This is a genomic window from Micromonospora sp. WMMD956 (assembly GCF_029626125.1).
GTDB classification, from domain to species: Bacteria; Actinomycetota; Actinomycetes; order Mycobacteriales; family Micromonosporaceae; genus Micromonospora; species Micromonospora carbonacea.
Genome location: NZ_JARUBI010000005.1, coordinates 1,866,097 through 1,886,191, shown reverse-complemented (window position 1 = coordinate 1,886,191; position 20,095 = coordinate 1,866,097). Strand labels below are relative to the sequence as shown.

The following is a 20,095-nucleotide window of genomic DNA, read 5'->3' as shown; positions in this document are numbered from 1 at the left end:
TGCGTACCATCGCGACGGTGAGCAGCTCATCGTCGTCCGCCGCCGTCGCGCCGGCGCGGCCCGCGCCGCCTGACGCCCGCGCCCTGCCCAACGGGCTCGCCGCGTTCCTGGTCTTCTTCTCCAGCGGGGCGGTGCTCGTGCTGGAGACCGTCGCGCTGCGCCTCGTCGGCCCCTACGTCGGGGTCACCCTCGAAGTGACCAGCTCCGTCATCGGCATCGCGCTGGGCGCGATCGCGTACGGGGCGTGGACCGGCGGGTGGCTGGCCGACCGGCGGGACCCGCGCGCCCTGATCGCCCCGGCGCTGGTGCTGGCCGGCATCGCCACCGCCGTCACCCTCCCCGTCGTCCGGTACGCGGGCGAGGTGCTGCGCGGCGGGGCGGCCAGCGCCGTGCTGCTGCTCACCGCGCTCGCCGTGTTCGTGCCGGCGGCGCTGCTCGCGGCGGTCACCCCGCTCGTGGTGAAGCTCCAGCTCGCCGACCTGCGCCGCACCGGGCAGGTCGTCGGCCGGCTCTCCGGCGTCGGCACGCTGGGCGGCATCACGGCCACCCTGCTGACCGGCTTCGTGCTCGTCGCGGCGCTGCCCAGCAGCGTCATCCTGCTCGCCCTCGCCGTGCTGCTCGGCGGCACCGGGCTGGGGCTCGGCGCGTACCTGCACCGGCGGGGGCGGGCGGGGCTGGCCGGGGCGGGGGCGGGGCTGCCCGGCCCGGGCCGGACGAAGGCCGTCCTCGCGGTGCTCGGGCTGGCCGGGGCGGGGCTGACCACCGTCGCACCGAACCCGTGCGACGTGGAGACGGCGTACCACTGCGCGTCGGTGGAGACCGACCCCGGCCGGCCGTCGGGGCGCACGCTGCTGCTCAACTCCGCCCAGCACTCGTACGTCGACCTGGCCGACCCCACCCACCTGGAGTACGCGTACACGCAGTGGATCGGCGCGGCGGCCGACGTGGCCGCCCCCGCCGGGCAGCGGCTGGACGCCCTGCACCTGGGCGGCGGGGGCTTCACCGTGCCGCGTTACCTGACCGCCACCCGGCCCGGCACCCACAACGCGGTCTTCGAGATCGACGGCGGCCTCGTCGAGCTGGACCGCCGGGAGCTGGGCGTGCGCCCCGGGCCGGACCTGCGCATCGAGGCCGGCGACGCCCGGGTGCTGCTCGACGCGGAGCCCGCCGACAGCCGCGACCTGGTGGTCGGCGACGCGTTCGGGCACCTCGTGGTGCCGTGGCACCTCGCCACCCGGGAGATGGCCGCCGGGATCAACCGGGTGCTGCGCCCCGGCGGGATCTACGTGCAGAACGTCATCGACTACCCGCCCGGCCGGTTCGTCCGCAGCGAGGTGGCCACCGTCGCCGCCGCGTTCCGGCACGTCGCCCTGGTCGCCCCGCCCGACGCGGTCGCCGGCCGGACCGGCGCGAACTTCCTCATCGTCGCCTCCGACGCGCCGCTGCCGCTGGCCCCGCTCGCGGGCCGGGTCAACGCGCTGCCCGAGGCGGCGATCGTGCTCGCCGGCGACGTGCTGACGTCGTTCGTCGGGGACGCGCTGGTGCTCACCGACGACTACGCGCCCGTGGACCAACTGCTCGCGACCGCCTGAAAGGGTGAAACCCTGACCGATTCTGACCGTGCGGGGTTAGGACGGCGCGGGTCGGGCAAAACCTCCGACCATGGGTGGAGCGGTCCGTAACGGCGCGCAGCTGCTCGGCGAGCGCTACCGGCTCGTCGAGCAGCTCGGCGCGGGCGGCATGTCCGTCGTGTGGCGCGGCTACGACGAGGTGCTGGGCCGGCAGGTCGCGGTGAAGGTGCTCGCCTCCCGGCTGGCCAGCGACCGGGCGTTCCGGCACCGGCTCCGCGCCGAGGCCCAGGCCGCCGCCCGGCTCTGCCACCCCAACATCACCAACGTGTACGACTACGGCGAGTCCGAGCAGGTCGGGCTGACCGTCCCGTACGTCGTCATGGAGCTGGTCGACGGCGGGCCGCTCAGCGCCCGGCTCGGCCGCGACGGGACGCTGCCCTGGCGGGAGGCCGTGACCATCGGCGCGGAGGTGACCTCGGCGCTGGCCACCGCGCACGCCCGGGGGGTGGTGCACCGCGACGTGACCCCGGGCAACGTCATGCTCACCTCCACCGGCGTGAAGGTCGTCGACTTCGGCATCTCGGCGCTGGCCGGGGAGAGCGAGAAGGGCGCGGACGGCACGCTGCTCGGCACTCCCGCCTACCTGGCCCCGGAGCGGCTGGACAACGGCCAGGTCTCCCCGGCCACCGACGTGTACGCCCTCGGCCTGCTGCTCTACCGGATGCTCACCGGCCGGCTGCCCTGGCAGGCGAGCACCACCACCCAGATGCTGCGCGCCCACATGTACGCCGAGCCCGCGCCGATGCCGGACGTGCCGGGGCTGCCCGCCGAGGTGGCCGGGCTGGTGCACCGCTGCCTGGCCAAGCGCCCCGAGGACCGCCCGGCCACCGCCGAGGTGGCCCGCACCCTCGCCGGGGCCGCCGGGATGCTCGCCACGGTCACGGTGCCGTCCGCGCCGGCCGGCGGCGACCCGGCCCGGCTCGACCCGGACGTGCTCGCCAACGCCGGAACCACGATCCTGCCCTGGTCGACGGAGACCGGCGCGCTGCCCTTCCCCGGCCGCACCCGCACCCGGCGGGCGGTGGCCCGGCGGCGTCGGGTCGAGGCGGGGGTGGCGGCGGCCGGCCTGGTGGCGGTGACCGCGACGATGTGGGGGCTGACGTCCCGCAGCCCGGCCAGCGGCGGCATCGACCGGCCCATCGAGGCCCGGATGGGGCTGACCGGGCCGCCGCCCTGCGCCGTCGACTACGCGCTGCGCAAGGACTCCGGGAAGGACTTCACCGCCGAGCTGACCCTCACCAACACCTCCGAACGGGAGCTGCGCGACTGGACGATGAGCTTCGCGTTCCCCGGCCAGCAGACCGTGACGAAGACCGACCCGGCCGTACGCCAGCAGGGGCGCACGGTCGAGGTGCGTCCCGCCGCCGGGCAGCCCGCGCTGGCACCCGGAGCGGCCCGCAAGGTCGCCCTGACCGGCCGGTACACCGGCACGAACCCGCTGCCGCTGGAGTTCCGCCTCGGCGACGCCGAGTGCCGGGTACGCGTCTCCGGCGTCGCCGGGACCGTGCCCACCGTCAAGCCGACCGCCAAGCCGACGAAGGCCCCGGCGAAGCCCACCACGAAGAAGGCCACGGTCGCGAAGGCCGGCGGCCCCGGCGGCGGGAACAGCGGCGCGGGCGGCGGCGCGAAGGCCCAGCCGGACAAGCCCTCGAAGCCCGGCCCGCCCGACAAGCCCGCTCCGCCCCGCAAGCCCGGCCCGTCCGGCAAGGGCAAGTAGCTCAGCTCAGGTCAGCTCGGCGAAGCGCTGCACCTGGGCGATGCTCCCTTCCACGATCAGCACGCTGCCGGGGGTGAGCACGGTGCCCGGGTCGGCGTACCGGAACCGCTCGCCGGGCAGCTTCGCCCCGACCACCATCACCCCGTAGCGGTCGGCCGGGGCCAGCTCGCGCAGCGGCCGACCGACCAGCGCGTCCGGCACCCGCACCTTGGCGATGGCGAAGTCGTCGCCGAACTCGATGAAGTCGAGCATCTTGCTGACGATCAGGTGCGCCACCCGCTCCCCGGTCTCCGCCTCCGGGAAGATCACGTGGCGGGCGCCGACGGAGCCGAGGATCTTCGCGTGCTTGTCTGAGGTGGCCCGCGCCCAGATCTCCGGCACGCCCAGCTCGGTCAGCCCGAGGACGGTCAGCACGCTCGCCTCGACGGACGCGCCGATCGCCACGACCACGCGCGGGAAGTCCGTCACGCCGAGCTGCCGCAGCGCCCCCTCCTCGGTCGCGTCGGCCTGCACCACCCGGTCCAGGTACGGCGACCAGCGCTGCACCCGTTCGCCGTCGCGGTCGATGGCCAGCACCTCGTGGCCGAGCTGGGTCAGCGAGGTGGCCAGGTGGCAGCCGAACCGCCCCAGCCCGATCACCGCGACGCCCCCGTCGTCTGAGCTCCTAGCCGACAATGGGTTGCTCCTCCGGGTAGCGGTACAGCCGTCGTCGGGTGTTCAACGCGATCGCCGACCCGAGGGTGAGCGGCCCGACCCGACCGACGTACATGAGGACGGTCAGCAGGAGCTGGCCCGGCTCGGGGACGGTCGACGCGACGCCGGTGGAGAGCCCGGTGGTGCTGAACGCCGAGGTCACCTCGAACAGCGCCAGGTGGTAGGCCAGCCCCTCGGTGAGCAGCAGCAGGACGACCGTGCCGCCGACCACCAGCGCGACGCTGAGCAGGGCGACGGTCAGCGCCTGCCGCAGGCTCGCGGTGGACACCCGCCGCCGGCCCACGATGACGTCCGGTTCGCCGCGCAGCTCCGCCCAGATGGCGAAGCCGAGCAGGAAGAACGTGGCAACCTTGATCCCGCCCGCCGTGCTGGCGCTGCCGCCGCCGATGAACATCAGGGTGATCAGCAGCGGGACGCTCTCCTCGTCCAGCCCCGCCGGGTCGAGGACGGCGAACCCGCCGGTGCGGATCACCGCGCTCTGGGTGAAGGTGGCCAGCACCTTGCCGGCGACGTCGTACCCGCCGACGGTGCGCGGGTCGGGCCATTCGGCGGCGAGCAGCCCGAGGAAGCCGACGACGAGCAGCAGCGCGCTGCCCCACACGGTGAGCTTGGTGGCGATCGCCCAGCGGCCCGGCGTCCGCCACTCCCGCGACGCCTCGAACAGCGCGGGGAAGCCCAGCCCGCCGACGATCGTGCCGAACGCGATCGGCAGGCAGATCCACGGGTCCCGGGCGAACCCGACGAGGCTGTCGGTGAAGAGCGCGAAGCCGCCGTTGTTGAACCCCTGCACGGCGTGGAAGAGGCCGTACCAGAGGGCCCGGCCGGGCGGGTAGCCGTAGCCGAGCCAGAACCGGCCGGCGAGGACGGCGGTCATGGCCAGCTCGAAGCCGGCCATGGTGGCCGCGATCCGCAGCAGCAGCCCGCGGACGTCGCCGATGCCGAACTCGGCGGTCTCGGCCTGCACCAGCAGCCGGTTGCGCAGCCCGAGCTGCCGGGCGACCACGAGCACCACCAGGGTCGCGCCGCTGAGGATGCCGAACCCGCCGACCTGGGTCAGCACGGTGATCATCACCAGCCCGAACCCGTTCCAGTACGTCGGCGTGTCGACGACGGACAGCCCGGTGACCGAGACCGCCGAGGTGGCCGTGAAGAACGCCGTGCTGAACGGGGTGAACCGGTGCGCGCTGGTCGCCGCCGGCAGCATCAGCGCGCCGGTGCCGAGCAGGATCGCCGCCAGGAACCCGAACGGCACCAGCCGCACGGGGTGACGGAGAAACCGGCGCACCAGACAATCTTCCGTTCCCCGCCGACCGCCGGTGCCGAAACGGCCATCTACCGGCCAACCGCCCCCGGTCTGCTGGGCGCGATCCCTCGACGACAGGAGACGGCGTTGCGACGTACCCTTTCCGCCCTCGGCCTGGCCGGCGCGCTGCTCGCGGCGGCCGTGGCGGTGCCGGCCATGAGCGCCTCGGCGAAGCCGGAGGCCGCCTCCGGTACCGCCCCGGACGCCGCCCCGCCGGCCGCCCCGGACCGGTCCCGGGCCGCCGACCGGCCGCTGGTCATCGGCCACCGGGGCGCGAGCGGCTACCGGCCCGAGCACACCCTGGAGGCCTACCGGCTGGCGATCCGGATGGGCGCCGACTACATCGAGCCGGACCTGGTCCCGACGAAGGACGGCCAGCTCGTCGCCCGGCACGAGAACGAGATCTCCGGTACGACCGACGTGGCGGCCCACCCCGAGTTCGCCGCCCGCAAGGCCACCAAGACCATCGACGGGGTGCCGGTGACCGGCTGGTTCACCGAGGACTTCACCCTGGCCGAGCTGAGGACGCTGCGGGCCACGGAGCGGCTGCCCCAGGTGCGGGTCGCCAACACCGCGTTCGACGGCAGGTTCCCGGTGCCCACCCTCCAGGAGGTCATCGACCTGGCCCGCACCGAGAGCAGGGCCCGGGGCCGCACCATCGGCGTCTACCCCGAGACCAAGCACCCGAGCTACTTCGCCTCCATCGGGCTGCCGCTGGAGGAGCGCCTCGTCGCCGTGCTCAAGGCGAACAAGTTCACCCACCGCGGCGACCCGGTGATCATCCAGTCGTTCGAGACGGCCAACCTGCGCAAGCTCGACAAGCTGACCGACGTGAAGCTGGCCCAGCTCCTCGACGCGTCGGGCCGTCCCTACGACTTCACCCTCGCCGGCGACCCCCGCACCTACGCCGACCTGGCCACCGCCTCCGGCCTGAAGTGGATCGCCGGGTACGCCGACGGCGTCGGCGCGAACAAGAACCTCATCGTCCCCCGGGACGCCGCCGGCAGGCTGCTCGCCCCCACCGCCCTGGTCCGGGACGCCCACCGGCTGAAGCTGGTGGTGCACGCCTGGACGTTCCGGGCCGAGAACCAGTTTCTGCCGGCCGACTTCCGCATCGGCGCCGACCCGAACGCCCGCGGCGACAGCACCGCCGAGTACGAGCTGTTCTACGGCCTCGGCCTGGACGGCGTCTTCGCCGACCAGCCGGACACCGCCGTCGCCGCCCGCGCCGGCCTGCCCCGCCACTGACCGACCTCGCCCGAACGCGGCCCGTCCCCTCCACCGGGGGCGGGCCGCGCTGGCTGGGCACAGCCGCGGCTGGGTGGCTGGCTGGCTGGTTGCGCTGCGCTGGTTGGGCGTGCTGCGGCTGGGTAGGTGCGCCGCCTGGCGGCGCGGCCCCTGTTCTGCCGACTAGGGAGCTGATGTCGTAGATGGATCGGGCCCCGCATCGCCATGTTCCGGCTAGGGAGCTGATGTCGTAACTGGATCGGGCCCGCACCGCCACGTTCCGGGCGGGGCCTGGTCGGGCCGCGTGACTGCACCTGTCACCTGCCGGTCCGGCAGACCTGTCCGACCCGGGTCGCGCAGCCCCGGCAGACCTGTCCGACCCGGGTCGCGCAGCCCCGGCAGACCTGTCCGACCCGGGTCGCGCAGCCCCGGCAGACCTGTCCGACCCGGGTCGCGCAGCCCCGGCAGACCTCCCGGCGGCGGGCGGCTCGGTGCCGAGTCATCTGCGACATCAGCTCCCTAGCCGGCGAGAACGCCCCCGAGCCCAGGCGCGCGGCCCGTGATGTCGGGCAGATGGGGGTATCGGCGAGGCAGGACACGCCCAGCTCCCCGACATGGAGTCGATCATCGCCGCCAGCCGCCAGCCGCCAGCCGCCAGCCGCCAGCCGCCAGCCGCCAGCCGCCAGGTGGCGGGTGGAAGGTGGCGGTGGCGGGTGGCGACACACCGGCCGGCGGGCCGGTGCGGAAAGCGGCCCCGGCAGGTGCGGGGCGGCCGTACTACCGCCGCGTGACTGTCCCGGCGGGCCACCCATTCACCGCTACTTATGTGTTTCCGCCACATGGCTCGTGGGTGACGTCACTTCTAGCGTGATCCGACACATGACGTTAACTTCCTCCGAGTCCTCACGTGGAGTCGCAATGACGGTCCGGACGACGCGGCGGGTGTTCCTCTCCGCCGCCACGATGATGGCCGCGGCGCTCGCCGCCACGGCCTGTGGCAGCCCGCAGGACACCGCCTCCGGCGGCGGTGACGGTGCCGCCCCGGTGAAGGTCGGCCTGGTCTACTCCCAGTCGGGAGCGCTGGCCAGCTACGGCAAGCAGTACATCGAGGGGTTCCGGGCCGGGCTCGACCATGCCACCAGGGGCACCGGCAAGGTCGGCGACCGGACTATCGAGGTCAGCGAGGTCGACGACGCGGGCGACCCGGCGAAGGCGGTGTCGGCGGCCAAGGACCTGATCGGCAAGGGCACGAAGATCATTGCTGGCTCGACCTCGTCGGGCGTGGCGCTCCAGGTGGCCCCGATCGCCGCCCAGAACAAGGTCCTGTTCATCTCCGGCCCGGCCGCCACCGACGCCGTGACCGGGGCGAACCGGTACACGTTCCGCTCGGGGCGGCAGTCCTACCAGGACGTGGTGACCGCGAGGTCGTTCATCGGCGACCCGACCGGCAAGAAGGTCGTCGTGTTCGCCCAGGACGGCGCGTTCGGCGACGCCAACGAGGCCGCCGTGAAGGCCGTCATCGGCGGTGCCGGGGCCACGGTGAGCAGCGTCCGCGCGCCGGCCAGCGCCACCGAGTTCACCCCGTTCGCGAGCCAGATCAAGGCTGCCAAGCCCGACCTGCTCTTCGTCGCCTGGGCGGGCACCACCGCCCCCGCCATGTGGCAGACCCTCGACCAGCAGGGCGTGCTCTCCTCGACCACGGTCGTCACCGGGCTGGACATCCGCGCGTCCTGGCCGACGTTCGGTGCGGCCGGCGCCAAGATCTCCTTCCTGTCGCACTGGTTCGACGGGGCCGCCGACACCGAGGCCGCGAAGGCCGCCAAGGCGAAGGTCCCCGGCGGCACCCTCGACCTGTTCCACCCCGACGGCTTCGCCGCCGCCCAGATGGTCGTGCGCGCGGTCGAGCAGGGCGGCGACGACGTGGACAAGATGATCGCCGGCCTGGAGGGCTGGAGCTTCGAGGGCGTCAAGGGCACGATGACGATCCGCGCCGAGGACCACGCCCTGCTCCAGCCCATGTTCCAGGCGAAGCTGACCGGCAGCGGCAGCGCGTACACGGCGACCGCGCAGAAGAGCCTCACCGGCGACGAGACCGCGCCGCCGGTCGGCCAGATGAAGGGCTGACCCGTGCTCGCCACCCGCGCCCTGACCTGGCGCATCGGTGAGGTCGCCATCGTCGACGGCGTGCACCTCGACCTGGCGCCGGGCGAGTTCCTCGGCGTGATCGGGCCGAACGGCGCCGGCAAGACCTCCCTGTTCAACCTGATCACCGGCCTGCGTCCGCCGACGGCCGGCCAGGTGCTGCTCGACGGCGAGGACGTCACCGCCCTCCCGCCGCACCGGCGGGCCCGGCGCGGGCTGGGGCGCACCTTCCAGTCGTCGTCGGTGTTCGGGTCGCTGACCGTGCGGGAGAACGTGCGGCTCGCCGTACAGGCGCACCGGGGTGGCTCGATGAAGCTGTGGCGGCGGGCGGCGGCCGACCGGGGGGTGGCCGCCGCCGCCGACGCGGCGCTCGACCGGGTCGGCCTGCACCACCGGGGTACGGCGCTCGCCGGCACCCTCGCCCACGGCGAGAAGCGCAAGCTGGAGATCGCCCTGCTGCTCGCCGGGGAGCCCCGGGTGATGCTGCTCGACGAGCCGATGGCCGGCGTCAGCGCCGAGGACGTGCCCGAGCTGGTCGCGGTGATCCGGTCGCTGACCGGCGACAGCGGCCGGTCCGTGCTCATGGTGGAACACCACATGGACGTGATCCTCGAACTGGCCGACCGGATCGCCGTGATGCACCACGGCGCGCTGCTGGCCTGCGACACCCCGGAGACCGTGATGGCCGACGCCACCGTCCAGGAGGCGTACCTGGGGGAGTCGCTGTGACGGAACCCATCCTGACCGTCGCGGACCTGTCGGTGCGCATCGCCGGGCTGCACATCCTCCAGGGGGTGTCGTTCACCGTCGCGCCGACCGGCGTGACCGTGCTGCTCGGGCGCAACGGCGTCGGCAAGACCACCACCCTGCGTGCCGTCCTGGGGCTCACGCCCCGGGGCGGCGAGGCGCGCGGCACCGTGCGGACGGGCGGGCGGGAGCTGCTTGGCCGCCCCACCCACCGGCTCGTCCGCGCCGGGCTCGGCTACGTGCCGGAGGACCGCGACGTGTTCGCCGGGCTCACCGTCGCCGAGAACCTGCGGCTCGCCGAGCGGCGGGGCGCCACCCCGGCGTACGACCGGGTGTTCGCGCTCTTTCCGGAGCTGGACCGGCGCGGACGGCAACGGGCCGGCTCGCTCTCCGGCGGGCAGCAGCAGATGCTCGCGATCGGCCGGGTGCTGCTGAACGACAACCGGCTGCTGCTGGTCGACGAGCCGACGAAGGGGCTGGCGCCGAAGGTGGTGACCGAGGTGGCCGAGGTGCTGGAACGCGTCGCGGAGACGGTGCCGGTGCTGCTGGTCGAGCAGAACCTCGCCGTGGTCCGCCGGCTCGCCACCGACGCGGTGGTGCTCTCCGCTGGCCGGGTCGCCTGGGCCGGCGGCGCGGGCGAGCTGCTGGGCTCGGCGGAGCTGACCCGCTCCCTGCTGGGCGTGGGCTCGGGCGAGGTGCCGGTGAGCGCGAGGAGCGAGCCGGGCCTGCGAGCCCCGCAGCCGCGAACGGAAGGTGGCGCTGCGTGAACACGATCGTGCTGCTGACGCTGACCGGGCTCGGCCTGGCGGCGCTGTACTTCCTCGTCGCGTCCGGGTTGTCGCTGGTCTTCGGCCTCGCCGATGTGCTCAACTTCGCCCACGGGCTGTTCCTCGGCGTCGGCGCGTACGGGACGTGGTGGGCGGCGGGCAACCTGCCCGGTGCCGGCGGCGAGGGCCTCGGCTTCGTGTTCGCCGTCGCCTTCGGGGTGGCCGCCGGCACGGCAGTCGCCGTGCTGGTCGAGCTGGTGCTGATCCGGCCGCTCTACTCGCGCACCATCGAGCAGGTGCTCGTCACCGTCGGCCTGTCGCTGGCCGGGGTGGCGCTGCTCCAGGCCACCTGGGGCGCGGACGCCCGGCCGTTCCCCCGCCCGCAGTGGACCCGGCAGGTCACCGGGGTCCTCGGCGCGCAGGTGCCCAACGGCGGGCTGCTGCTGATCGTCGCCGCCGCCGTGGTGCTGGGGGCGCTGCTGGCGTTCCTGCGCTGGACCCGGTACGGGCTGACCATCCGGGCCGGGGTGGAGAACCGGGAGATGGTCACCGCGCTGGGCATCGACGTGCGCAAGGCGTTCACCCTGGTCTTCGCCATCGGCGGGGCCGCCGCCGCGCTGGCCGGCGCGCTCGGAGGCGTCTACTTCGGCACCGTCTCGCCCGGCCAGGGCGGCTCCCTGTTGATCTTCGCGTTCATCGTGGTGGTGATCGGCGGCATGGGCTCCGTCGTCGGCTCCGCGTACGCGGCCGTCGCCGTCGGCCTGCTGCAACAGTTCGTCAACTACTACGGCGCGTCCGGCGTCGGCGACCTGTGCGTCGTCGCGCTGCTGGCCGTGGTGCTGCTGCTGCGCCCGCAGGGCATCGCCGGAAAGGTGGCTCACGCATGACCGACTCGGTGGTCGAGGCGCCCCCGGCGCGGGTGCCGGACGAGCTGACCCCGCACCGGCGGGGCTGGCCCGGGCTGCGGCCGTACCTGCCGCTGGTGGCGCTGGCCGTGGCGGCGGTCCTGCCGTACTCGACGCTGGAGCTGCCCGGGGTCTTCGAGGGGCCGCTGAACTCGCCCGGCACCCTGCAACTGCTCGCCGTCTGCCTCGTCTTCGGCGGCCTCGCCGCCGGCTACGACCTGCTGTTCGGGCGCACCGGGATGCTCTCCTTCGGGCACGCCCTCTACTTCGCCGCCGGCGTCTACGGCACCGACATCCTGGTCACCCGGGCCGGGCTGCCGCTGTGGCAGGCCGCGCTGCTCACGGTCACCGGCGGGACGATCCTCGCCGGGCTGCTCGGCGCGGTGGCGCTGCGGACGGCCGGGATCGCGTTCGCCATGGTCACCCTCGCCTTCGCGCAGGTCGGGGCGATCCTGGTGGCCCGGGACTTCGGCGGGCTCACCGGCGGCGAGGAGGGGCTGCCGCTGGACGTGTCCGGGCTGCCCGCCGGGCTGGTCGGGGTGGCCAACACCGTCAACCTGTACTGGCTGGCGCTGGCGTACCTGGCCCTGGTGGTCCTCGTCGTGCACCGGGTGTCCGGGTCGCCGACCGGCCGGGTGCTCGCCGGGCTGCGCGACGACGAGCGGCGGATCGGGGTGCTCGGGCTCGACCCGTACCGGTTCAAGCTGGTCGCGTTCACCCTGGCCGGCGGGCTCGCGGCGGGCGGGGGAGTGGTCTACTGCCTGATCGTCGGCGGCGCGTCGCCGCACGTCACCTCCAGCGAGCTGACCCTGTCGCTGCTGGTGATGGTGGTGCTCGGCGGGCCCGGCACCCGCTGGGGGCCGGTGCTCGGCGGCGTCGGCTACATGTACCTGGACCACCGGCTCACCGCGTTCGGCAGCAGCGACGCCGTGGAGGCGCTGCCGGCGTTCCTCAGCCGCCCCCTGAGCCAGCCGCTGTTCGTGCTGGGCACCGTGTTCATCCTGGCCGTCTACTTCTTCCCCGGCGGCCTGGCCAGCCTCCGCACCCGCCTCGCCCCGCTGACCCGCCACCTGCCCGCCCGCCGCACCCCTTGACCGGCAGGGCCGGGGGCGGGGGCTGGTAGGAATGGGGGGTGGATCAGCAGGGGCGGGTGCGGGAGCGGGCCGAGGCGGTGCTGCGCCGGTTGGCCGGCGAGCACGCCCGGCTGCGGGAGGACCAGTGGCGGGCCATCGAGGCGCTGGTGGTCGACCGGCGTCGGGTGCTCTGCGTGCAGCGCACCGGGTGGGGCAAGTCGGCCGTCTACTTCGTGGCCACCGCCCTGCTGCGCGACCGCGACGCGGCGGGCCCACCCGCCGACTCCGGAGCCGCCGTCGTCGGGCCGACGGTGATCGTGTCGCCGCTGCTGGCGCTGATGCGCAACCAGGTGGACGCCGCCGCCCGCGCCGGCATCCGGGCCCGCACCATCAACTCGGCCAACCTCGACGAGTGGGACGCGGTCACCGCCGAGATCCACGACGGCGCGGTGGACGTGCTGCTGATCAGCCCCGAGCGGCTCAACAACCCCGATTTCCGGGACGCGGTGCTGCCTCAGCTGGCCGCGACGACCGGGCTGCTCGTCGTCGACGAGGCGCACTGCGTCTCCGACTGGGGGCACGACTTCCGCCCCGACTACCGGCGGCTGCGCACGTTCCTGGCGAACCTGCCGGAGCGTACGCCGGTGCTCGCCACCACGGCCACCGCGAACGCCCGCGTCACCGCCGACGTCGCCGAACAGCTCGGCGACGCGCTCGTGCTGCGCGGCACGCTGGACCGGGAGTCCCTGCGCCTCGGGGTGCTCGACCTGCCCAGCCCCGCGCACCGGCTCGGCTGGCTCGCCGACCACCTGGACCAACTGCCCGGCTCCGGGATCGTCTACACGCTGACCGTGGCGGCGGCCGGCGAGACCGCCGAGTTCCTGCGCTCCCGGGGCTATCCGGTCGCCTCCTACACCGGCCAGGCCGAGGACGCCGACCGGCGGGCCGCCGAGCAGGACCTGCTCGACAACAAGATCAAGGCGCTGGTGGCCACGTCGGCGCTGGGCATGGGCTTCGACAAGCCCGACCTCGGGTTCGTGGTGCACCTCGGCGCGCCGCCGTCGCCGATCGCGTACTACCAGCAGGTCGGCCGCGCCGGGCGCGCCGTCGAGCACGCCGAGGTGCTGCTGCTGCCCGGCGCGGAGGACGCGGCCATCTGGCGCTACTTCGCCTCGCTCGCGTTCCCGCCCGAGGAGCAGGTGCGCGCCGTGCTGGCCGCCCTGCACACCGACCGGCCGCTGTCCACCCAGGCCCTCGAACCGATCGTCGACCTGCGCCGGGCCCGCCTCGAACTGATGCTCAAGGTGCTCGACGTGGACGGCGCGGTCCGCCGGGTGCGTGGGGGCTGGCTCGCCACGGGCGAGCCCTGGGTCTACGACGGGGCCCGGCTGCGCCGCGTCGCCGAGGCGCGCACCGCCGAGCAGCGGGCCATGCGCGAGTACGCGACGACGCCCGGCTGCCGCCTGCGCTACCTGCGGGAGTGCCTCGACGACGCCGGGGCCGGCGACTGCGGGCGGTGCGACCGGTGCGCGGGCCCGCTGTTCACCGCCGACGTGTCCTCGCCGGCGCTGGGCGCGGCCCAGGGCTTCCTGGGCCGCCCCGGGGTGGACGTCCCGCCGAAGAAGCTGTGGCCGACCGGGTTGGACGCGGTGGGCGTACCCCTGAAGGGCCGGATCCCCCCGGCGGAGCAGGCGCTTTCGGGGCGGGCCGTGGGGCGGCTGTCGGACCTGGGCTGGGGTGGCCGGCTGCGGGAGCTGGTCGGCCCCGGCGCGGCCGACCGGCCGGTCCCCGACGACGTGGCCGGCGCGGTCGTCGAGGTGCTCAAGGCGTGGGCGCACGGCGACGACCCGTGGCCGCGCCGCCCGGTGGGCGTGGTCGCGGTCGGCTCCCGGCGGCGGCCGGAGCTGGTCGGCTCGCTCGCGGAGCGGATCGCCGCGGTGGGCCGGCTGCCGCTGCTCGGCGCGGTCGTGCCCACGGGCGCCGCCGGCCCGGACGGCCCGTGCGGCAACAGCGCCCAGCGGGTACGCGCGCTGCACGACGCCTTCGCCCTGCCGGACGGGCTGGCCGACACGCTCGCCGGGCTGGACGGGCCGGTGCTGCTCGTCGACGACCTGGTCGACACGGGCTGGACGGTGACGATGGTGGCCCGGCTGCTGCGCCGGGCCGGCGCGCCCGACGTGCTCCCCCTGGCGCTGGCCGTCGCCGGCTGACGGGTGCAAGGGTGCAAGGAAGGGCCCCCTGTTAACGCATTCTGTTGTACAGGGGGCCCCTGCAAACGAAAGTTCCCGGGGGCGGCGGATTGCGACCAGTGCCACGCCGCGCCGTCGCTGACCAGGCCGGGCGGGCCCCGGCGGTACGGTGGGCCGCATGACCGAGCAGCTTCCCGACGGCGGGGAGCCGCAGCAGCCCGGGGCGCTGGTCGACCGGGGCACGCTGCGGCTCGCGTCGGTCGTCGGCGGGCTGGTGCTCGCGGTCCTGCTCGGGTTCGGCCTCGGTCGGCTCAACCCGCCCCCGGCAGCCGGCGGCTACGCGTCGACGCCGGCCGGCGCGGACCACACGCACGCGCCCGGCACCGGGGAGCACGACCACGGCGGCACCGCCGACGGGAGCGACCCGACGGGCGTCGGGGGCCTCGCGGTCAGCTCCGGCGGCTGGACGCTGACCCCGCTGGCGGCCGACCTCGCGGCCGGGCGGGCCGGCGAGTTCCGGTTCCAGATCCGGGACGCCGAGGGGCGGCCGGTGACCCGCTTCGCGGTCGTGCACGACAAGCCGATGCACATGATCGTGGTGCGCCGCGACCTCACCGGCTACCAGCACCTGCACCCGACGATGGCCCCGGACGGCACCTGGTCGGTCCCGCTGACCCTGCCGCAGCCGGGCGTCTGGCGGGCGTACGCCGACTTCACGCTGGTCACCGACGACGGCGGGCAGAGCGCCCGGACGCTGGGCACCGACCTGGCCGTCCCGGGGGAGTACGCTCCCCGGCCGCTGCCGGCGGCGGCCCGCGCCGCGACCGTGGACGGCTTCGCGGTGAGCTGGTCCGGCGAGCCCGGGATCGGCGTCACCCGGCCGCTGCGGTTCGAGGTGCGCGCCGCCGACGGCACCGCCGCGCCGCTGGAGCGCTACCTGGGCGCGTACGGGCACCTGGTGGCGTTGCGCGAGGGCGACCTGGGCTACCTGCACGTGCACCCGGAGGCGGGGCCGCCGACGGCGGGGGTGAGCTTCCAGGTGACCGTGCCGGGGCCGGGCCGTTACCGGCTCTTCCTCGACTTCCAGGTGGCCGGCGTGGTGCGGACGGCCGAGTTCACGCTGGCCGTGCCCTGACCCGCAGGGCCGAGTGGCCCGCCACGGTCGGAGGACCCGCCACGGTCGGAGGACCCGCAACGGTCGGAGGACCCGCCACGGCCGGGGCGGTTCAGCCGGCGCGAAGGCCGGGCGGCTCAGCCGGGGCGGTTCAGCCGGCGCGAAGGGCGGGCGGCTCAGCCGGGGCGGTTCAGCCGGCGCGAAGGCCGGGCGGCTCAGCCGGGGCGGTTCAGCCGGCGCGGCGGACCGGGCGGCGGGCCAGGTAGCGGAGCAGATCGCGGATGTGGTGCTTCTCCTCGGCCGGCACGGCCGGGTCGGCCAGCCGCTGGAGGATGACCCGGACGTCGGCCTCGACCGGCCCCTCGTCGCCGCGTCGCCGGGGGACGGGCCCCGAGTCGGGCAGCCCGAGGGCCCGGAAGGCCGCCGTCACGGGCAGGTCGAGCGCGGCGCAGAAGCCGCGCACCTTCGCCAGCTCGGGGTAGTCCTGCCAGTCGCCGGCGAGCCAGCGGAAGACGGTGGACCGGCCCACCCCGGTGTGCGACGCCAGGTCGCTGACGGTCCAGCCCCGTTCCTCGCGGGCGTCGTCGATGGCGCGTCGCACGAAACGTGCGAACGCCATCTGCGGGGAAACCTCTGGCGAAGCCATTCCTGCGCGGTCTTCCTTTGGGCCGGAGCACCGGGCGGTGCCCCCTGAGGGTAGTCCCACAGATGGCGGAAGCAAGCGTTTGCTCGCCCCCTTCGTCCCGATCGGTGCCTTCCCGGGGCGGCTACCTGCGAATATCTCTCATGTTCTTTCCCGCCGAATGGGAACGTTCCCACGGGAAGCGTATCGGTCGCTGCGACTGATTGCCGTACGTCAACTAAGCTCGATGCTCATCCGCCCACCGCCCGTGGCCGTGGGTGACCGCCGATGAGGAGCAGCATGAGCGAGCCGAGCCGTCCGGTGCCGCACCGTCCGGGTGCGGTGAGTCTCTTCTTCGTCGCCAAGGCCGGCGTGTTCGCCGCCGGCTTCTGGTGCTGGCTGCTCGTCCTGGTGTCGCACGCCGAGCGGGTGACCGGGGCGCACGTCCTGGCCGCCACGGGCGCGGTCACCACGACGCTGGTCGGCGTGGTGCTCGGCGTGCGCCTGGCCCTGCAACGCAACGCGGCGGTGCGGCACGCCGAGCTCAAGCGGCTGCTGGTCGACATCTCCTGGAACGCCTTCGCCGCCGCAGGCAACGCGGAGACCCCGGCGAAGGTGGTGCCGTTCCCGACCTTGTCGCCGGACGTCGAGCGGCCGGGCGGCCGGGGGCGCGGCGACCGGTTCTCGGCCTTCGACCGCAGCGCCGGCAACGAGCGGGCCCAGGGGCGGGACCGGGGCGGCAGCGGCGACCGCCGCCGCTGAGCGGACCGGCACAGGAGAACGGGTGCGCTGGCGCGAGAGCGGACCCGGCCCGGCCTGCCCGCTGGGCTTGATCGACTCCATGTCGGCGACATAGCGGTATCCCGACCCGCGGACCCCGCCATATTCCCGACATAGCGAGCGTGGGCCGGGCCCGTGAGCAGGTGCGGGCCGGGGTTCGGCGGCCCCCGGGGGCGCGCCGGGTCAGCCGGTCGGCGGCGTGGCGAGCAGCGCCTCCAGGCGCGGGGTCACCTGCCACTGGTCGACCAGCGCCCGGTATTCGGCGCGCTGCTCGGCGGTCGGCGGCCCGCCTGCCCGCCGCGCCCGGATCAGCAGGTTGCGGGGCGTGTGCCGGGAGTCGACGAACTCGACCACCTCGGTCCGGTACCCGTGCAGCCGCAGCAGCGCGGCCCGCAGCGAGTCGGTCAGCACGTCCGCGAAGCGCTCGCGCAGGATGCCCTGCCGGGTCAGCAGGTCGTACGGGGCCGGGGCCGGCCGGGCCCGTAGCTGGGCGGCGAGGTCGTGGTGGCAGCACGGCGCGGCGAGCACCCAGCGGGCGTCCCAGCGCACCGCCCGGGCCAGCGCCTCGTCGGTGGCGGTGTCGCAGGCGTGCAGGGCCAGCACCAGGTCGGGAGCGGGGTCGACCGCCGCGTCGGCGATCGTGCCGGCCACGAAGGTCACCCGGTCGGCCCAGCCGAGCCGCCCGGCCAGCTCGGTGTTGCGTTGCCGCTGGTCCTCCCGCACGTCGACGCCGACCAGCCGCACGTCCAGCCCCCGCTGGTCGAGATACCGGTACGCGGCGAAGGTCAGGTACGCGTTGCCGCAGCCCAGGTCGACCACGCGCAGCGGCCCGGTGAGGTCGTCCGGCAGCGTGGCGGCCAGCGCCCGCAGGAACGCGTCCACCTGTCGGCGCTTGGCCGCCGATCCGCCGATCTCGGCGAAGATCGCGTCGCCCGGGTCGAGCAGCCACTCCTTGGCCCGGTCGTGCCCGACCGCCTCGGCGGCGGGCCGGGCGGCGGCGGCCCGGTGCACCTGCGCCTCGCCGGACTTGGTCACCCGGAGCTGGAGCGTCACGTCGGTCGTCTCCACGTGCCAGTTGCCGAACGGCTCGGCCAGCAGGGCGTCCACGGCCGCGCCGGCCTCCGCGCCGGGCGCGAGGTTGCGGGTGTACGGGCGGGCCCCGTCGGAGGTGGCGATCTGCAACCTCGGGCCCGCCTTGAGGGCGACGGGGCGCAGCTCGGCGCGGACCACCGAGGGGCGGTGCCCCTTGCGGCGGCCGGCGGCGACGGCCCGGGTCAGCGCGGGGTCGAGCAACAGGGCCCGGACCTCGGTCAGGGCGGCGTCCAGGGGTTCGGGCATCTCTCCATCTTCCTCGCCGGGATCGTCCCGCACGCGGCGGGCGGTGCCCTTGGCGGGACGCGGGGTGTGCCGAGCCGCCCCGCCCGGTCGGCCTGCTCCGGAACGCGACATCCCCCGCTCCGGCGGGGCCGGGCGGGGGATGTCGACGGTCGCGCGTGGGTCAGTCGGCGGTCGCCTCGGCGGGCGTACCCGGGCCGGAACCGCCACCCCGGCGGCGTCGGCGGCGGCGCTTGGCCGGGTCGCCGTCAGCCGCCGCCGCAGCGGCGGCGGGCTCGGCGCCGGACGGCTCGGCGGCGACCACCGCGGTCGGCTCGCCGGCCACGACCTCGCCGGCCCGGCGGCGACGCCGGCGGCGCGGGGTGCGGGCCTCGCCCTCGGCGGCCTGCTCGGCCGGGCCATCGGCGGCGTCGCCGTCGGGCCGGCCCCGGCGGCGCTCGCCGCGCCCACGGGACTCGCCCCGCTCGCCGCGCCGGGGGCTCCGGCCGCCGGACTCGCCGCGCCGGGACCGGCCGCCGAGGTCCTCCTCGACCTCCGCGGACAGCCCGGCCCGGGTCCGCTCCGCCGTCGGCAGGGTGCCGGTGACGTCGCGGGAGATGGCCAGGTCGGTGTAGAGGTGCGGCGACGTGTGGTACGTCTCCGGGGGCTCCGGCATCTCCAGCCCGAGCGTCTTGTCGATGATCCGCCAGCGGGGCATGTCGTCCCAGTCGACGAAGGTCACCGCGACGCCCGTGGCGCCGGCCCGGCCGGTGCGGCCGATCCGGTGGGTGTAGGTGTCCTGGTCCTCGGGGCAGTCGTAGTTGATGACGTGGGTGACGCCGCTGACGTCCAGGCCCCGGGCGGCCACGTCGGTGGCGACCAGGATGTCGATCTTGCCGGCCCGGAACGCGCGCAGCGCCCGCTCCCGGGCGCCCTGGCCGAGGTCGCCGTGCACGGCGGCCACGGCGAAGCCGCGGAAGTCGAGATCCTCGGCGACCCGGTCGGCGGCCCGCTTGGTGCGGGTGAAGATCATGGTGAGGCCGCGCCCCTCCGCCTGGAGGATGCGGGCCACGATCTCGATCTTGTTCATCGAGTGGGTGCGGTAGACCAGCTGCTCGGTCTGCGGCGACGGCCCGGTCTCGGCGGTGTGTCCGGCGTGGATCGTCATCGGCTGGCGCAGGAAGCGCCGGGACAGGGTGACGATCGGGTCCGGCATGGTGGCCGAGAAGAGCATCGTCTGCCGGTCCTCCGGCAGCATCGCGAGGATCTTCTCGACGTCGTCGAGGAAGCCCAGGTCGAGCATCCGGTCGGCCTCGTCGAGCACCAGCGCGCGCACCCGGTCGAGGCGCAGGTGCTTCTGCTTCTGCAGGTCCATCAGCCGGCCCGGCGTGCCGACCAGGATCTCGACGCCCTTGCGCAGCGCGTCGATCTGCGGCTCGTACGCCACGCCGCCGTAGATCGGCAGCACCCGGACGCCCCGGGTGCGCCCGGCGGCGGCCAGGTCCTTGGCGACCTGGATGCCCAGCTCGCGGGTGGGGACGACGACGAGGGCCTGCGGCACGCCGTCGCCGCCCTCGGCCGGGGCGAAGACGCGCTCCAGCAGCGGCACGCCGAAGCCGAGGGTCTTGCCGGTGCCGGTCGGCGCCTGGCCGATCATGTCGACGCCGCGCAGCGCGATCGGGATCGCGTATTCCTGGATGGCGAAGGCGCGGGTGATGCCGGCCGCGGCCAGCGCCTCGACGGTCTCCGGCCGGGCGCCGAGCTCGGCGAAGGTGGGTGCCTCCGGGCGGACCGGGGCGGTCGGTGCCAGCTCCTGGCCGGCTGTGGGATCGAAGATCTGATCGCTCATA

At 75.1% G+C, this 20,095-nt stretch carries 16 protein-coding genes; 11 read left to right on the top strand and 5 right to left on the bottom strand.

The features are described 5' to 3' along the window. Positions 1 to 17: 17 nt before the first annotated feature. The gene (locus tag O7628_RS08725) at positions 18 to 1,592 is read left to right on the top strand and encodes a fused MFS/spermidine synthase (protein WP_278129463.1); all 1,575 of its coding nucleotides are present in this window, start codon (positions 18 to 20) and stop codon (positions 1,590 to 1,592) included. A gap of 70 nt (positions 1,593 to 1,662) precedes the next feature. Beyond that, complete coding sequence (locus O7628_RS08720) at positions 1,663 to 3,348, top strand: serine/threonine-protein kinase (protein WP_278129462.1); 1,686 nt, start codon at positions 1,663 to 1,665, stop codon at positions 3,346 to 3,348. Positions 3,349 to 3,354: 6 nt separating this feature from the next. Here the strand turns inward: O7628_RS08720 and O7628_RS08715 are convergent, their stop codons facing one another. Both O7628_RS08715 and O7628_RS08710 read right to left on the bottom strand, forming a co-directional pair. After that, positions 3,355 to 4,023, bottom strand: coding sequence for a TrkA family potassium uptake protein (locus tag O7628_RS08715; RefSeq protein WP_278129461.1), 669 nt, complete (start codon positions 4,021 to 4,023; stop codon positions 3,355 to 3,357). Further along, positions 4,013 to 5,347 (bottom strand): potassium transporter TrkG, encoded by a 1,335-nt coding sequence (locus O7628_RS08710; RefSeq protein ID WP_278129460.1) that lies wholly within the window; start codon positions 5,345 to 5,347, stop codon positions 4,013 to 4,015. The genes O7628_RS08715 and O7628_RS08710 overlap by 11 nt, the downstream gene beginning before the upstream one ends. A 105-nt stretch (positions 5,348 to 5,452) precedes the next feature. On the opposite strand from O7628_RS08710, the gene O7628_RS08705 reads away from it, so the two are divergent. From O7628_RS08705 to O7628_RS08670, 8 genes are all read left to right on the top strand, one after another. Then, on the top strand, positions 5,453 to 6,613 hold the full coding sequence (locus O7628_RS08705; RefSeq protein ID WP_278129459.1) for a glycerophosphodiester phosphodiesterase: 1,161 nt from the start codon (positions 5,453 to 5,455) through the stop codon (positions 6,611 to 6,613). Between the two features lie 897 nt (positions 6,614 to 7,510). Further along, positions 7,511 to 8,716, top strand: coding sequence for a substrate-binding domain-containing protein (locus tag O7628_RS08700; protein WP_278129458.1), 1,206 nt, complete (start codon positions 7,511 to 7,513; stop codon positions 8,714 to 8,716). 3 nt (positions 8,717 to 8,719) lie between these two features. Next, positions 8,720 to 9,463: an ABC transporter ATP-binding protein gene (locus O7628_RS08695; protein WP_178066483.1), complete on the top strand. Its 744-nt coding sequence runs from the start codon at positions 8,720 to 8,722 to the stop codon at positions 9,461 to 9,463. After that, the gene (locus tag O7628_RS08690) at positions 9,460 to 10,248 is read left to right on the top strand and encodes an ABC transporter ATP-binding protein (RefSeq protein WP_074472465.1); all 789 of its coding nucleotides are present in this window, start codon (positions 9,460 to 9,462) and stop codon (positions 10,246 to 10,248) included. Before O7628_RS08695 ends, O7628_RS08690 begins: the two co-directional genes overlap by 4 nt. After that, entirely contained in the window at positions 10,245 to 11,135 is an 891-nt protein-coding gene (locus O7628_RS08685; RefSeq protein WP_278129457.1) for a branched-chain amino acid ABC transporter permease, read from the top strand. Before O7628_RS08690 ends, O7628_RS08685 begins: the two co-directional genes overlap by 4 nt. Next, positions 11,132 to 12,247: a branched-chain amino acid ABC transporter permease gene (locus O7628_RS08680; RefSeq protein ID WP_278129456.1), complete on the top strand. Its 1,116-nt coding sequence runs from the start codon at positions 11,132 to 11,134 to the stop codon at positions 12,245 to 12,247. Before O7628_RS08685 ends, O7628_RS08680 begins: the two co-directional genes overlap by 4 nt. A gap of 38 nt (positions 12,248 to 12,285) precedes the next feature. Then, on the top strand, positions 12,286 to 14,436 hold the full coding sequence (locus O7628_RS08675) for a DEAD/DEAH box helicase (protein WP_278129455.1): 2,151 nt from the start codon (positions 12,286 to 12,288) through the stop codon (positions 14,434 to 14,436). A 157-nt stretch (positions 14,437 to 14,593) separates the two neighbouring features. Then, positions 14,594 to 15,550, top strand: a complete 957-nt coding sequence (locus tag O7628_RS08670; protein WP_278129454.1) for a hypothetical protein — start codon at positions 14,594 to 14,596, stop codon at positions 15,548 to 15,550. A gap of 208 nt (positions 15,551 to 15,758) precedes the next feature. Here the strand turns inward: O7628_RS08670 and O7628_RS08665 are convergent, their stop codons facing one another. Then, the gene (locus tag O7628_RS08665; RefSeq protein ID WP_043965390.1) at positions 15,759 to 16,175 is read right to left on the bottom strand and encodes a helix-turn-helix domain-containing protein; all 417 of its coding nucleotides are present in this window, start codon (positions 16,173 to 16,175) and stop codon (positions 15,759 to 15,761) included. Between the two features lie 276 nt (positions 16,176 to 16,451). Here O7628_RS08665 and O7628_RS08660 point away from each other — a divergent pair, with 276 nt between their 5' ends. Beyond that, complete coding sequence (locus tag O7628_RS08660) at positions 16,452 to 16,913, top strand: hypothetical protein (RefSeq protein WP_278129453.1); 462 nt, start codon at positions 16,452 to 16,454, stop codon at positions 16,911 to 16,913. Positions 16,914 to 17,114: 201 nt separating this feature from the next. Here O7628_RS08660 and O7628_RS08655 read toward each other — a convergent pair whose 3' ends face one another. Continuing rightward, complete coding sequence (locus tag O7628_RS08655) at positions 17,115 to 18,269, bottom strand: SAM-dependent methyltransferase (RefSeq protein ID WP_278129452.1); 1,155 nt, start codon at positions 18,267 to 18,269, stop codon at positions 17,115 to 17,117. A gap of 160 nt (positions 18,270 to 18,429) precedes the next feature. After that, the gene (locus tag O7628_RS08650; protein ID WP_278129451.1) at positions 18,430 to 20,094 is read right to left on the bottom strand and encodes a DEAD/DEAH box helicase; all 1,665 of its coding nucleotides are present in this window, start codon (positions 20,092 to 20,094) and stop codon (positions 18,430 to 18,432) included. Between the last annotated feature and the right edge of the window lies 1 nt (position 20,095).

Coding starts and splice junctions, on each gene's coding strand:
- O7628_RS08720 (WP_278129462.1), top strand. CDS start 1,663: ATGGGTGGAGCGGTCCGTAACGGCGCGCAGCTGCTCGGCGAGCGCTAC.
- O7628_RS08700 (WP_278129458.1), top strand. CDS start 7,511: ATGACGGTCCGGACGACGCGGCGGGTGTTCCTCTCCGCCGCCACGATG.
- O7628_RS08680 (WP_278129456.1), top strand. CDS start 11,132: ATGACCGACTCGGTGGTCGAGGCGCCCCCGGCGCGGGTGCCGGACGAG.
- O7628_RS08670 (WP_278129454.1), top strand. CDS start 14,594: ATGACCGAGCAGCTTCCCGACGGCGGGGAGCCGCAGCAGCCCGGGGCG.
- O7628_RS08665 (WP_043965390.1), bottom strand. CDS start 16,175: ATGGCTTCGCCAGAGGTTTCCCCGCAGATGGCGTTCGCACGTTTCGTG.
- O7628_RS08660 (WP_278129453.1), top strand. CDS start 16,452: ATGAGCGAGCCGAGCCGTCCGGTGCCGCACCGTCCGGGTGCGGTGAGT.
- O7628_RS08655 (WP_278129452.1), bottom strand. CDS start 18,269: ATGCCCGAACCCCTGGACGCCGCCCTGACCGAGGTCCGGGCCCTGTTG.
- O7628_RS08650 (WP_278129451.1), bottom strand. CDS start 20,094: ATGAGCGATCAGATCTTCGATCCCACAGCCGGCCAGGAGCTGGCACCG.